General features: G+C 65.0%; 13 protein-coding genes. 10 read left to right on the forward strand and 3 right to left on the reverse strand.

Going from position 1 to position 13,581, the window contains the following annotated elements:
* Positions 1 to 6: 6 nt before the first annotated feature.
* Complete coding sequence (locus MA07_RS21375; RefSeq protein WP_036356546.1) at positions 7 to 1,602, reverse strand: ABC transporter substrate-binding protein; 1,596 nt, start codon at positions 1,600 to 1,602, stop codon at positions 7 to 9.
* A 241-nt stretch (positions 1,603 to 1,843) separates the two neighbouring features.
* Here MA07_RS21375 and argH point away from each other — a divergent pair, with 241 nt between their 5' ends.
* From argH to MA07_RS21390, 3 genes are all read left to right on the forward strand, one after another.
* Positions 1,844 to 3,208: an argininosuccinate lyase gene (argH, locus tag MA07_RS21380; protein WP_152568979.1), complete on the forward strand. Its 1,365-nt coding sequence runs from the start codon at positions 1,844 to 1,846 to the stop codon at positions 3,206 to 3,208.
* 174 nt (positions 3,209 to 3,382) lie between these two features.
* On the forward strand, positions 3,383 to 3,817 hold the full coding sequence (locus MA07_RS21385) for an Hsp20 family protein (RefSeq protein WP_036356552.1): 435 nt from the start codon (positions 3,383 to 3,385) through the stop codon (positions 3,815 to 3,817).
* A gap of 24 nt (positions 3,818 to 3,841) precedes the next feature.
* Complete coding sequence (locus MA07_RS21390; RefSeq protein WP_036356555.1) at positions 3,842 to 4,108, forward strand: DUF1150 domain-containing protein; 267 nt, start codon at positions 3,842 to 3,844, stop codon at positions 4,106 to 4,108.
* 19 nt (positions 4,109 to 4,127) lie between these two features.
* Here the strand turns inward: MA07_RS21390 and MA07_RS21395 are convergent, their stop codons facing one another.
* Positions 4,128 to 4,883 (reverse strand): alpha/beta hydrolase, encoded by a 756-nt coding sequence (locus MA07_RS21395; RefSeq protein WP_036356558.1) that lies wholly within the window; start codon positions 4,881 to 4,883, stop codon positions 4,128 to 4,130.
* A 112-nt stretch (positions 4,884 to 4,995) separates the two neighbouring features.
* On the opposite strand from MA07_RS21395, the gene MA07_RS21400 reads away from it, so the two are divergent.
* The 6 genes from MA07_RS21400 to pheT all read left to right on the forward strand — a co-directional run bounded on the left by MA07_RS21400 (position 4,996) and on the right by pheT (position 11,389).
* On the forward strand, positions 4,996 to 6,210 hold the full coding sequence (locus MA07_RS21400; RefSeq protein ID WP_036356562.1) for a glycosyltransferase family 4 protein: 1,215 nt from the start codon (positions 4,996 to 4,998) through the stop codon (positions 6,208 to 6,210).
* A gap of 137 nt (positions 6,211 to 6,347) precedes the next feature.
* Positions 6,348 to 6,869 (forward strand): translation initiation factor IF-3, encoded by a 522-nt coding sequence (infC, locus tag MA07_RS21405; protein WP_244445326.1) that lies wholly within the window; start codon positions 6,348 to 6,350, stop codon positions 6,867 to 6,869.
* Between the two features lie 198 nt (positions 6,870 to 7,067).
* Complete coding sequence (gene rpmI / locus MA07_RS21410; RefSeq protein WP_036356568.1) at positions 7,068 to 7,268, forward strand: 50S ribosomal protein L35; 201 nt, start codon at positions 7,068 to 7,070, stop codon at positions 7,266 to 7,268.
* 41 nt (positions 7,269 to 7,309) lie between these two features.
* Positions 7,310 to 7,678, forward strand: coding sequence for a 50S ribosomal protein L20 (gene rplT / locus MA07_RS21415; protein WP_036356571.1), 369 nt, complete (start codon positions 7,310 to 7,312; stop codon positions 7,676 to 7,678).
* A gap of 191 nt (positions 7,679 to 7,869) precedes the next feature.
* Entirely contained in the window at positions 7,870 to 8,952 is a 1,083-nt protein-coding gene (gene pheS / locus MA07_RS21420; RefSeq protein WP_036356984.1) for a phenylalanine--tRNA ligase subunit alpha, read from the forward strand.
* Between the two features lie 13 nt (positions 8,953 to 8,965).
* On the forward strand, positions 8,966 to 11,389 hold the full coding sequence (gene pheT, locus MA07_RS21425) for a phenylalanine--tRNA ligase subunit beta (RefSeq protein WP_036356574.1): 2,424 nt from the start codon (positions 8,966 to 8,968) through the stop codon (positions 11,387 to 11,389).
* A 132-nt stretch (positions 11,390 to 11,521) separates the two neighbouring features.
* On the opposite strand, the gene moeB is transcribed toward pheT, so the two are convergent.
* The gene (gene moeB / locus MA07_RS21430; RefSeq protein ID WP_036356577.1) at positions 11,522 to 12,301 is read right to left on the reverse strand and encodes a molybdopterin-synthase adenylyltransferase MoeB; all 780 of its coding nucleotides are present in this window, start codon (positions 12,299 to 12,301) and stop codon (positions 11,522 to 11,524) included.
* 153 nt (positions 12,302 to 12,454) lie between these two features.
* On the opposite strand from moeB, the gene MA07_RS21435 reads away from it, so the two are divergent.
* Positions 12,455 to 13,459 (forward strand): BMP family ABC transporter substrate-binding protein, encoded by a 1,005-nt coding sequence (locus MA07_RS21435; RefSeq protein ID WP_036356580.1) that lies wholly within the window; start codon positions 12,455 to 12,457, stop codon positions 13,457 to 13,459.
* The last annotated feature ends 122 nt before the right edge of the window (positions 13,460 to 13,581 follow it).

Consider the following 13,581-nt stretch of genomic DNA (forward strand, 5'->3'; position numbering starts at 1 on the left):
GAAGCGTCAGTTCTTCTTCGCTTGGGACACGTCGTTGTCGCTGAAGGACGGACCGAGGACGAAGTTGTCCACGTTCTTGCGCACGGCGGCCACTTCCGTCTGCTGCAGGAAGATCACGAACGGGCCGTCGTCGAGAACCGACTTCTGCAACTCCTTGTACATCTGAGCGCGCTTCTCGCCATCACGCTCCATCACGGCGGCGCGGGTCTTGGCGGTCAGCGGTCCCGGATCCCAGGCATTGCGCCAGGCCAGCGGCTTCGCCTTAGCTTGGTCCGAGTTGTCGTCGTTCGCCGCGAAGGTGTCGGCGTTGGAGTTCGGATCCTGATAGTCCGAGCCCCAGTTGCCGATATAGATGTCGTGCTGGCGGGCGCGATACTTGGTCAGAGCCTGCTTGGAGTCCATCGGCAGGATTTCCAGCTTGATGCCGGCCTGCGCGAAGGTCTGCTGCATCGCCTGGGCGACGCCGGTGATCTCGGCGGTGGAGCGGGTGTCCATCGTCACCGAGAAGCCGTCCTTCAGCCCGGCCTTGGCCAGAAGCTCCTTCGCCTTGGCGACGTCGAGCTTGTAGGGGTTGGAGGTCTCGGCGCCGAGATAGCCCTTGGGCAGGAAGTTCTGGTGAACGTCGCCCTTGTACTTCATGATCGTGTCGGCGATCGCCTGATAGTCGACAAGGTACTTCAGGGCCTGACGAACCTCGGGCTTGGCCAAGTTCGGGTTCTTCTGGTTCAGGCCGAGATAATAGACCGTGCCCTTGGGAGCGCTCTGAATCTTGATGTCCGGGTTCTTGGACACCGCGGTGACCTCTTCCGGGTTCAGGTTGCGGGCCACGTCGATGTCGCCCTTCTCGAGGAGGAGGCGCTGGCTTGCGGTCTCCTTGATATGGCGGAAGATCACGCGGGCGAGGGGAGTCGGCTTCTCGTAGTTCGGGTTGCGCTCGAGGACGAGGACCTCGTTGGCCTTCCAGTCGCGCATGATGTACGGGCCGGAGCCGGCATATTTGGTCTTCAGCCAGTTATAGCCCCAGTCGCCGTCCTTCTCGTTCTGGACGAGCACCTTCTTCTCGACGATGGAGGCAACCGAGTTGCCGAGGCAGTAGAGGACCAGGGTCGGCGCGTAGGCCTTGTCGACCTCCACGGTGAGTTCCAGCGGTCCGGTCTGCTTGATCTTGTCCTTCACGTTGTCCTTCGTCAGGCCGAACTGGCCCAGGATGAAGGCGGGCGACTTGTCGAGGGACACGGCGCGGTGAAGCGAGTAGACCACGTCCTCGGCCGTGATGTTGCTGCCCGAGGCGAATTTCTTGTTGGGCTTCAGCTTGAACGTGAAGGTCTTTCCGTCCGGAGAGACGGTCCAGGACTCGGCAACCTGTCCGGTGATCTTGGACACATCCTTGATGTCGTAGGAGACCAGGCGCTCATAGGTGTTGCCCATGATCTCAGACGCGCTGAACTCGAACACCTCGGCGGGATCCAGCGAGATGATGTCGTCGCTCTGCCAGGCCTGGACCAGGGTGTCGGCCGGCGTAGCTGCCTTTACGGCAGTGAAAGATGTCGCCATCACGGTGACCATGGCGGCGGATAGGATAAATTTCGGAAGACTTTTCATAGGCTAGTTCCCTCGCAGCGCTGGGTGCGCTTCTTGTGCGCCCGTATGAATGCAAATCACACAGGTTCTGTCGAGTCTACTCACTGGTTACCAACTGGTAAACATCGTGCAGCCTGCCCAAAGGTCGGGCAGGGCTGCTTCGGGTTGGCTTGAAGGGGAAAACTGTGGCAAAGGCTCCCCGACATTTTTTGATCGGATGAAGCCCGTGTCTGAAGAAGCCAAAAAACCCGGTGCCAACACCATGTGGGGCGGGCGGTTCTCGTCCTCGCCCAGCGCGCTCATGGAAGCCATCAACGCCTCCATCGACTTCGACAAGCGACTGGCCTCCCAGGACATCCAGGGCTCCATCGCCCACAGCACCATGCTGGCCAAGCAGGGGATCATCGCCGAGAGCGACCGGGACGCCATCCATCAGGGGCTCCAGCGGGTGCTCGGCGAGATCGAGTCCGGCTCCTTCACCTTCTCCACGGCGCTCGAAGACATCCACATGAACGTGGAGAGCCGCCTGCGGGAGATCGTCGGCGATCCGGCGGCCCGGCTGCATACGGCCCGCAGCCGCAACGACCAAGTGGCCACCGACGCCCGGCTCTGGGTGCGCGAGGCCCATGACCGGACGGACGAGCAGCTCACCAGCCTGATCAAGGCCCTCCTCGACAAGGCCGAGGCTCATGCCGCTACCGTGATGCCGGGCTTCACCCATCTCCAGAGCGCCCAGCCGGTGACCTTCGGGCACCACCTGATGGCCTATGTGGAGATGTTCGGCCGCGACCGCAGCCGCTTCCGGGACTCCCGCAAGCGCCTGAACGAGTCCCCCCTTGGGGCCGGCGCGCTCGCCGGCACGTCCTTCCCCATCGACCGGCACATGACCGCCAAGGCCATGGGCTTCGACGGGCCGACTCGCAATTCGCTGGACACCGTCTCGGACCGGGACAGCCTGCTCGAGTTCATGGCCGCCGCCTCCATCTGCGCCGTGCACCTGTCACGTCTGGCGGAAGAGATCATCATCTGGATGTCGGCGCCGTTCAGCTTCGTGCGCCTGCCGGACCGCTGGACCACCGGATCCAGCATGATGCCGCAGAAGCGCAACCCGGATGCCGCCGAACTGGTGCGCGGCAAGACTGGGCGCGTCATCGGCTCCCTCGTGTCCCTGCTCACCGTGATGAAGGGCCTGCCGCTCGCCTATTCCAAGGACATGCAGGAGGACAAGGAGCAGGTCTTCGACGCCGCCGACACCATCGAGCTCGTGCTCGCCGCCACGACCGGCATGATCCGGGATCTGGAGCCGGTGCCGGAGCGCATGGCGGCAGTGGCCGGAGCCGGGTTCTCGACGGCGACGGACCTGGCCGACTGGCTCGTGCGCAGCCTCAACATTCCCTTCCGCGACGCCCACCACATTACCGGGCGCATCGTGTCCGAGGCGGAGACACGGGGCTGCACCCTGGAGGAGCTGCCGCTCGAGGCCATGCAGGCGGTCGAGCCCAAGATCCACCAGGGGATCTACGACGTGCTCGGCGTCGAGAACTCCGTCCGTTCCCGGACGAGCTTCGGCGGCACGTCTCCGGTGCGGGTGGCCGAGCAGGTCGCTTGGTGGCGCGAGCGGGTCTAGCCCGAAACGCGGCGTTTACCGTGGCGCCAACCCCTGCCGGGGTGACCTAGCCGGGGTCTTGATCGGGTGAAGCGGCGTATCCATATTGCTGACAGCGGCCCGGTTCCGGGCCACTTGAGTGCCGCATCAGCGGGCTCAAAACCACCGAAGTGCCTCCAACCTTGGGCTTCGAACATGTCGCGTCAGTCGCCCTTCGGGCACCCGTTTCTGTTAGGCTTCGACGAGATCGAGCAGGCGCTCGATCGGGTCGCCAAGGCGGCAGGGGACGGTTATCCGCCCTACAACATCGAGCGCCTGGCGCGCACGGAAAGCGCCCCCGAGCGCCTCCGCATCACCCTGGCCGTTGCCGGTTTCACCCGGGATCAGCTGGAGGTGACCCTAGAGGAGAGCCAGCTTGTCATCCGGGGACGCCAGTCCGAGGACAAGACAAGGCACTTCCTTCATCGCGGCATCGCCGCCCGTCAGTTTCAGCGCACCTTCCTCCTCGTCGACGGCATGGAGGTGATGGGCGCGGACCTGTCCAACGGGCTGTTGTCGATCGACCTCGTCCGCCCCGAACCGGAGCGGATCGTCCGCAAGATCGACATCAGCGCTCCGGACAAAGTGTGACGGCATCCGCAAAAGGAGATGTCCATGAACTTCGAGATCAAGAACCATCACGAGCCGGTCCTCAATGTGTCCGAGCTCGCCTCCCTGGGCCTCGGCGAAATGGCCTATGTGAAGCCGATCGAGTCCGACGAGGTCGCCCGGCTGTTTCCCCAGGCTCCCAAGCTCCAGCCCGGCATGCGGCTGTTCGCGCTGCTGTCCGCCAGCGGCGAGCCCATCCTGCTGACCGACAACCACGACGCTGCGGTTGCCAATGCCTGGGCGCATGACCTGACGATGGTGAGCCTGCACTAGGCTCACCGTCTTTCTCATCTCAAGCGATAGCCGCTACCGCTGCGATCAGCCGCTCGATGTCCTCCGGCCGTGACAGCCGGTGGTCCCCGTCCTTGATCAGCGTCAGCGACACGCTGTCTCCCGGCAGGTGCTCCACCAGCTCGAGCGCATGGCTCCAGGGCACGTCGGGATCCCCCATTCCCTGCAGGATATGGACCGGGCAGCCGGTCTGGATCGGTCGGTCGAGGATCAGGTGACGACGGCCGTCCTCGATCAGCTTCCAGGTGATCGGGTAGGGATCGTCGGAATAGGCCGAAGGTCGGTGGTAGACCCCCGTCTCCTGGACGCTGCGCCTCAGATCCTCGGGGAAGCGACTCCACATCAGACGCTCGGTCATGTCCACGGCAGGCGCGATAAGCACCATGCCCGCGGGGGCGAGGTCCGGTTGCTTCTCCATGAGGTGGCGTGCCGCCAGAAGGCTGATCCAGCCGCCCATGGACGACCCGACGAGGATGGGCCGTTCCCGCACGTGACGCTCGATGACGGCGAGCGCATCCTCCAGCCAGCGGGAGATCGTGCCCTCCTCAAAGGCGCCGCCCGACTCGCCATGGCCGCTGTAATCGAAACGCACGAAGGCTCGGCCGTTCCGTTCGGCCCATTCGTCCAGGGCGGTCGCCTTGGCGGCCCGCATGTCCGACTTGAAGCCCCCGAGCCAGACCACGGGCGGGCCTTTGCCCTCCCGGGCGAGAACGGCGATGGAGCGGGCATCCTGGCCGACCGTGACGCTTTGCGGCATGGTTAACTCATCCTCAACTGCTTTGAAGCAAGCCTCATAAACGATTCTTTCGGACGATTCTTTTGAGAAGGCTCTGACTTCCGTGAGTTTTTCATCGCGACCCGGCGGAGGGATGGCATTTCCGTCCTCTCACGTGCACCCGCTGGCGGGCCGGACCATTCTTCAGATCGTCCCCGAACTCGAGGCGGGAGGGGCGGAGCGCACCACTGTCGACATCGCCGAGGGGCTGGTCCATGCCGGTGCGCGGGCGCTCGTTGCGACCGAAGGCGGCCGGCTGGTAGGCGAGCTCCAGACCAAGGGCGGCATCTGGATTCCCTTTCCGGCCGCGACGAAGAACCCGTTCTCCATGCTCCTCAACGTGCGCAGGCTCGCGCGGATCTGCCATGACGAGCGGGTCTCCCTGGTGCATGCCCGCTCGCGGGCCCCGGCCTGGGTGGGTCTCGGCGCGGCGCGCTCCCTCAACATCCCATTCGTGACCACCTATCACGGCAGCTATTCCGGCCGCTCGTCGGTGAAGGTCCTCTACAACTCGGTGATGGCCCGCGGCGATACGGTCATCGCTAATTCCCTCTATACGGGCGAACTGATCCGGTCGGTCTACCCGCAGGCGGGCGAGCGCATCCGGGTGCTTCATCGGGGCACGGACTTCTCGGTGTTCTCGCCGCACGCCGTGGCGCCGGAGCGGGTCGAGGCCCTGCGCAAGGCCTGGGAGGTGGCGCCCCACGAGCGGGTGGTGCTGCTCGCCGCCCGGTTGACCGGCTGGAAGGGCCAGAAGGTGCTGATCGAGGCGGCCGCCCGGCTGCGCGATGCGGGCCTCGCCGACGTCGCCTACATCCTCGCCGGCGACCCGCAGGGGCGGGATTCCTACGTGAAGGATCTCGACAACCTGATCGAGGCGAGGAAGCTGAAGGGCATCGTGCGCCGGGTCGGCCATTGCACCGACATGCCGGCGGCCTTCCTGGCGGCCTCCGTCGTGACCGTTCCTTCCACCGAGCCCGAGGCCTTCGGCCGGTCGGCCGTGGAGGCTCAGGCCATGGGCACGCCCGTGGTCGTCTCCGATCTCGGGGCGGTGCCCGAGACGGTGCTGTCCCCGCCGGCCGTGCCGCCGCACGAGCGGACGGGCTGGCGCATCCCGGCCGGAGATCCGGACGCGCTGGCCGAGGCTGTCGGCGCCGCCCTTGGGCTTGGAGCCAGCGCGAGAATCGCCTTGTCCGCCAGGGCTCGGGCCCATGTGGAGCGCCATTTCTCGCTCGAGCACATGGTTGCCGGCACGCTGGACGTCTATTCCGCCCTCCTGGAGGGCCGATTTACCCATAGAACAAGTTGACTTCCCGCGCATTTGCGCGAAATGTCGAATCATTCGTGGCAAGGCTGAGCATGCACAGCAGGGGTCCCCTGGGATCTCCGATCCTCAGCTTAAGCCCTTAACAGGAGATACGAGCCATTCGCAGACCAATGAGAGCCATGCCGGTGCCGCAGAAGGACGGACCGCGCGCCAACCGAGACATTCGCGGTGTTCGCGAAGTGCAGCTGATCGACGATACAGGGCAGAACCGGGGCGTCATGCCCTTCTTCGACGCCCTGAAGGTTGCCGAAGAGGCAGGCCTTGATCTCGTGGAGATCTCGCCGAACGCCACCCCTCCCGTCTGCAAGATCCTCGACTACGGCAAATTCCGCTTCCTGGAGCAGAAGAAGGCCGCCGAGGCGCGCAAGAAGCAGAAGACGGTCGAGGTCAAGGAAATCAAGCTGCGTCCCGGCATCGATGACCACGATTACGGGGTCAAGATGAAGGCGATGAAGGGCTTCTTCGAGGAAGGCAACAAGGTGAAGATCACCCTGCGCTTCCGCGGTCGCGAAATGGCGCACCAGTCCCTCGGCCTGAAGGTCCTGGACCGGGTCAAGGCCGATGTGGGCGATATCGCCAAGGTCGAGATGGAGCCGAACTTCGAGGGCCGTCAGGTCGTCATGGTCCTGGCGCCTCGCTAAGCGCTTTTCAGAGATGAAATTCGTGGCCGTCGGGGCACCGGCGGCCATTGCCTTTTGAGCGGCCTTCTGTCATAAGGCCGCCTTCATCGAACCGCCCGGCTGTTAGGGCTGCCGTGGCGGTTTGTTTTGCTCAATGCAGCAATGAAAAGGCCGAAGGGCGGCTCTGCCGCCTCCGAGGCCTGTCCAAAGGAGAGCCAAATGCCCAAGCTGAAGACGAAGTCTGGCGCGAAAAAGCGCTTCAAGATCACTGGCACCGGCAAGGTCGTTTACGCCCAGGCCGGCAAGCGTCACGGGATGATCAAGCGGTCGAACAAGCAGATCCGCAACCTGCGCGGCACCACGACCATGTTCGAGGGCGATGCCTACAACGTGAAGAAGTACTTCCTGCCCAACGGCTGAGACGGTTCTTCCCACATCCCGGATTTTGAAGGAGTTTTTCCATGGCCCGCGTCAAACGTGGCGTAACATCTCACGCCAAGCACAAGAAGGTTTTCAAGGCAGCCAAGGGTTTCTACGGCCGCCGCAAGAATACGATCCGCATTGCCAAGCAGGCGGTCGAGAAGAGCATGCAGTATGCGACGCGCGACCGTCGCAACAAGAAGCGCACCTTCCGCGCTCTCTGGATTCAGCGCCTGAACGCTGCCGTCCGCATGCACGACATGACCTATTCCCGATTTATCGACGGTCTCGGCAAGGCTGGGATCGAGGTCGATCGCAAGGTCCTGTCCGAGCTGGCCATCCACGAGCCGGCGGCTTTCGCCGCTTACGTGGAAGCCGCCAAGGCCGCCCTGCCGCAGCAGGCCGCCTAATCGGATAGACTAGCTTTCGGTGCGGCTGGCTCGTTCAGCCGCACCGCCTTCTCCCCCTTCTCCGAGACCACCCGCGCTGACGGCCGCTGCGCTGTCGGTTGCTCTTTCGCGGCTCGGACGACTTGACGGTTCCCGCGCCGCGCCTCACTCAGGGCGCCTCTCATGTGGCGCTTGCATCTGGCCAGGGACCGATGACCGATCTCAACCATCTCGAAAATGACCTGCTTTCCCAGGTCGAAGCCGCCGGCGACGAAGCGGCTCTCGAATCCGTGCGCGTCTTCGCGCTCGGCAAGAAGGGCTCCGTCTCCGAACTCCTGAAGACCCTCGGGGCCATGAGCCCGGAGGAGCGGAAAGAACGCGGCCCGCTCATCAATGGCCTGCGCGATAAGGTGCAGGGCGCGATTGCAGCCAGGAAAGAGACGCTCGGGGAGGCGGCTCTCGAAGCCCGCCTTTCTGCCGAGCGCATCGACGTGACGCTGCCGGTCCCGGAGGCGCCTGAATCCCGCGGCCGCATCCACCCTATCAGCCAGGTGATCGAGGAGTTGACGGCGATCTTCGCCGATATGGGCTTCTCCGTGGCCGAGGGGCCGGATATCGAGACCGACTATCTCAACTTCACGGCACTGAACTTCCCCGAGGGCCATCCGGCCCGCGAGATGCACGACACGTTCTTCCTCGCCCCTGACGAGAAGGGTGAGCGCAAGGTGCTGCGCACCCACACCTCGCCGGTGCAGATCCGCACGATGACCTCTAAGGCGCCGCCGATCCGGGTAATCATTCCGGGCCGGACCTATCGGCACGATTCCGACCAGACCCACACGCCGATGTTCCACCAGGTGGAAGGCCTCGTCATCGACAAGCAGGCCAACATCGCGCACCTGAAGTGGATCCTGGAGGAGTTCTGCAAGGCCTTCTTCGAGGTCGATCAGGTGAAGATGCGGTTCCGCCCGTCCTTCTTCCCCTTCACGGAACCGTCCGCAGAGGTCGACATCCAGTGCTCGCGCAAGGGTGGCGAGATCCGCTTCGGCGAAGGCACCGACTGGCTCGAGATTCTCGGCTGCGGCATGGTCCATCCGAACGTGCTGCGCAATTGCGGGCTCGATCCCGACGAGTACCAGGGCTTCGCCTGGGGCATGGGCATCGACCGCATCGCCATGCTGAAGTACGGCATGCCGGATCTGCGCCCCTTCTTCGAGGCCGATGTGCGCTGGCTGAACCATTACGGCTTCCGCCCGCTCGACATCCCGAGCCTCGTCAGCGGTTTGACTTCGTAAAAGGAGAGCCATCATGAAATTCACTCTCTCCTGGCTCAAGGATCACCTCGAGACCTCGGCCTCCTTCGACGAGATCGTCGAGACGCTCACCCGCATCGGCCTTGAGGTCGAGGGCGTGGAGGACAAGGCGAAGGCGCTGGCGCCTTACAAGGTCGCCTATGTGATCTCCGCCGTGCAGCACCCCAATGCCGATCGCCTGCGCGTGTGCATGGTCGATACGGGCGAGGGGGACCCGATCCAAGTGGTCTGCGGAGCGCCCAACGCCCGCACCGGCATGAAGAGCGTGTTCGCGCCGCCCGGCACCTACATCCCGGGCAAGAACATCACGCTCGGCGTCGGCACCATCCGGGGCGTCGAGAGCAAGGGCATGCTGTGCTCGGGCTCTGAGCTCGAGATCTCCGACGATCACGACGGCATCATCGACCTGCCCGAGGATGCGCCATTGGGCCAGCCCTATGCGGCCTATGCCGGTCTCGACGATCCGGTGATCGAGATCAACCTGACGCCGAACCGCCCGGACTGCACGTCGATCCACGGCATCGCCCGCGATCTCGCGGCCGCCGGCCTCGGCACCCTCAAGGGCGATGCCGTTGCGCCCGTGCCGGGCAAGGGTGCATGCCCGGTCTCGGTGACGCTCGACTTCTCCGGCGAGGACGCGAAGCTCTGCCCGGCCTTCGCGCTGCGCCTCGTGCGCAGCGTGAAGAACGGCCCGTCGCCGGAATGGATGCAGCGCCGCCTGCTCGCCATCGGCCTTCGTCCGATCAACGCGCTGGTGGATATCACCAACTACATCACCTTCGATCGGGGCCGTCCGCTCCACGTGTTCGACCTCAAGAAGGTGAAGGGCAACCTCACCGTGCGCCGAGCGAAGGAGGGCGAGGAGGTGCTGGCCCTCGACGGGCGCACCTACAAGCTCGATTCCGGCAACGTGGTGATCGCCGACGAGAGCGGCGTGGAGTCCATAGCCGGCATCATGGGCGGCGAGCATTCCGGCTCGGATGAGGCCACCACGGACGTGCTGATCGAATCCGCCCTGTGGGATCCGCTGAACATCGCGCAGACAGGCCGCAAGCTCGGGATCATCACCGATGCGCGCTACCGCTTCGAGCGCGGGGTCGACCCGGCCTTCACGGTGCCGGGTCTCGATCTCGCCACGCAGCTGGTGATCGACCTGTGCGGCGGCGAGGCGAGCGAGGCCGTTGTTGCGGGCCAAGTGCCTAAGGCGACGCGCGTGATCGACTTCCCCTATTCGGAGGTTCCGCGCCTGTCCGGTCTCGACGTGCAGCCCTCCGAGTCCGAGCAGATCCTGAAGAAGCTCGGCTTCCAGGTGCAGGGCTCGGGCGAGCGTGTGAGCGTCACGGCTCCGTCCTGGCGCCCGGACATCGAGGGCAAGGCGGATCTCGTCGAGGAGGTCATCCGCATCGCCGGCGTCGACCGCATCGAGCCCAAGCCCTTGCCCCGCCTCGAAGACGTGGTGGCCAAGCCCATTCTGACCCTGATCCAGAAGCGCACGCGGCTGGCCCGCCGTTCGCTCGCGGTGCGCGGTCTGGTGGAAGCCGTCACCTGGTCGTTCATCGCCAGGAGCGAGGCGGAGCTGTTCGGCGGCGGCGATGCGCGGCTTGCGCTCGCCAACCCGATCGCGGCCGAACTCTCCGACATGCGCCCGAGCCTGCTGCCCGGTCTACTGAAGGCGGCGCAGCGCAACGCGGATCGCGGCTTCGGTGACGTGGCCCTGTTCGAGGTCGGCCAGACCTTCGCGTCCGACCAGCCGGAAGGGCAGTCGATCAAGGCAGCGGCCGTCCGCCGGGGCACGGCGCGCGCCGAGGGCGTGGGCCGTCACTGGGACGGCGGCGCGCAAAGCGTCGATGCTTACGACGCCAAGGCCGACGTGCTGGCGCTGCTGGCCGCGCTCGGCATCCCGTCCGGCGGTCTCCAGATCGTGGCCGGCGGCCCGGCCTGGTTCCATCCGGGCCGTTCGGGCACCCTGCAGTTCGGGCCGAAGAACGTGGTCGGCGCCTTCGGCGAGGTTCACCCGAAGGTGTTGAAAGCTCTCGACCTGAAGGGGCCGCTGGTGGCTTTCGAGCTGAATCTCGACGCGCTGCCGCCGCCCAAAGCGAAGCCGACCAAGATGAAGCCGAAGCTGAACTTGCCCGACTTCCAGCCGCTCACCCGCGACTTCGCCTTCGTGGTCGGCCGCGACGTGGCGGCCGGCGACATCGTGAAGGCGGCGCAAGGGGCCGAGCGCCAGCTCATCGTGGGCGTCGACGTGTTCGACATCTACGAGGGCACCGGCATCGACCCGGACAAGAAGTCCGTCGCCATCGCCGTCACTCTCCAGCCCACGGAGAAGACGCTCACCGACGTGGAGATCGAGGCGGTGTCCGCCAAGATCGTCGGCGAGGTGTCGAAGAAGACCGGCGCAGTGCTGCGCTCTTAATCAGCCCTCTCCCCTTTAGCGGGAGAGGGTGGCCCTCGCGTGAGCGAGGGTCGGGAGAGGGGCTGTGCTCGTCCGGACTTCCCCTCTCCCGGCTCACTCCGTTCGCCACCCTCTCCCGCGCAGGGGAGAGAGTTAAGACGCTTCTGTGCCGCTCAACGGGTTCCCCTCGTCCCACCCATAGCGCACCGTATCGAACCGCATCGAGCGGGCATCGACCATGAGCAGCCGCCCGACGAGGCTCTCGCCGAAGCCGACGATCTCCCGGATCACCTCCATGGCCATCAGGCTGCCCATGACACCGGCGAGCGCCCCGAGCACGCCGGCCTCGGCGCAGGTCGGTATTGCACCGGGCGGAGGCGGGGAGGGGAAGAGGCAGCGATAGGTGGGGTTCGGCCGCCCGTCCGGGTTGGTTTCATGCGCTCGGATCGCCGTGAGCGAGGCGTCGAACTGTCCCAAAGCCGCCGTCACCAGGGGCTTCTTCTCGAAGAAGCAGGCATCGGACACCGCATAGCGGGTGTCGAAATTGTCGGAGCCGTCGGCAACGATGTCGTAGCGGCCGACCAGTTCCCGCACGTTCTCGGGCGTCAGACGAATGGCATGGGTCTCGACCGCCACATGCGGATTGAGCCGCCTGACCGCATCTACAGCGCTCTCCACCTTGGGGCGGCCTATATCAGGCGTCCCGTGGATCACCTGCCGCTGCAGGTTCGAGAGGCTTACCGTGTCGTCGTCCACGATGCCGATGGCGCCGATCCCGGCGGCCGCGAGGTACTGGATCAGGGGCGCGCCCAGGCCGCCGGCGCCGATCACGAGGACGCGAGCGCTTTTAAGCTTCTGCTGCCCCGGCCCGCCCACGTCCCTCAGGACGAGGTGGCGGGCATAGCGGTCGATTTCGTCTGGACTCAGTGACATGGCGTGACCTTACGGGAACGGGGCAGGCTATCAACCTTTCCGTGAAGGAAATAACATGCCGCCTTGACAGAGGCCTTGGCGTTGTGACCCTTGCCGTGCCATCGTCATGGGGCAACCGGCTAAAAAGCCGGCGTCTAACAGGGAACAAAGCCGATGACAGTAACCAAGTTCGGCCTCGCGCTCGCGGGCCTCGCCTTTTCCGCTTCCTTCGCCTTCGCCCAGGCTCCGGCCTTCAAGCCCGCGATCGTCTACGATCTCGGCGGCAAGTTCGACAAGTCCTTCAACGAGGGCGTCCATACGGGCGCCGAGAAGTACAAGAAGGACACGGGCACCGACTACCGCGATTTCGAGCCGCAGAACGACGCCCAGCGCGAGCAGGCCCTGCGCCGCTTCGCCCGCGACGGCTTCTCGCCGATCCTGGCCGTGGGCTTCTCCCAGGAGACCGCGCTGAAGAAGGTCGCCGAGGAGTTCCCGAAGACCCAGTTCGCCATCATCGACGCCGTGGTCGAGAAGCCGAACGTGCAGTCCGTCGTGTTCAAGGAGCATGAGGGCTCGTTCCTGGTCGGCCTCCTGGCGGCTCAGGCCTCGAAGACCAACAAGGTCGGCTTCGTGGGCGGCATGGACATCCCGCTCATCCGCAAGTTTGCCTGCGGTTATGTCCAGGGCGTGAAGCACGCCAAGAAGGACGCCGAGGTGTTCCAGAACATGACCGGCACCACGGGCGCGGCCTGGAACGATCCGGTGAAGGGCGGCGAGCTCGCCAAGGGCCAGATCGATCGCGGCGCCGACGTGATCTATCACGCGGCCGGCGGCACGGGCGTGGGCGTCATGCGCGCTGCGGCCGACGCTGGCAAGCTCGGCATCGGCGTCGATTCCAACCAGAACGGCATGCATCCGGGCAAGATCCTGACCTCCATGGTCAAGCGCGTGGATGTGGCGACCTACAACGCCTTCGATCAGGCCAAGAAGGGCACCTTCAAGGCCGGCGTCTCGGTGCTCGGCCTCAAGGAAGACGGCGTGGCCTGGGCCCTCGACGAGCACAACAAGTCGCTCATCACCGCCGAGATGAAGGCCGCCGCCGACAAGGCCGCCGCCGACATCAAGTCCGGCGCCATCAAGGTCCACGACTACATGTCGGACTCCAAGTGCCCGATGTAATCTGACGCATCGATCCGGCCGCAGGCATTCTCGAAGAGGGCCTGCGGCCGTTTCCGTTTTTAGGTTCGCGCGTTTTCCGATAAGATCCCGGTCGCTTTTTCCTTTGCCGGACAACCACCTTG

Source organism: Microvirga sp. BSC39, from assembly GCF_000739015.1.
Taxonomy (GTDB): Bacteria; Pseudomonadota; Alphaproteobacteria; order Rhizobiales; family Beijerinckiaceae; genus Microvirga.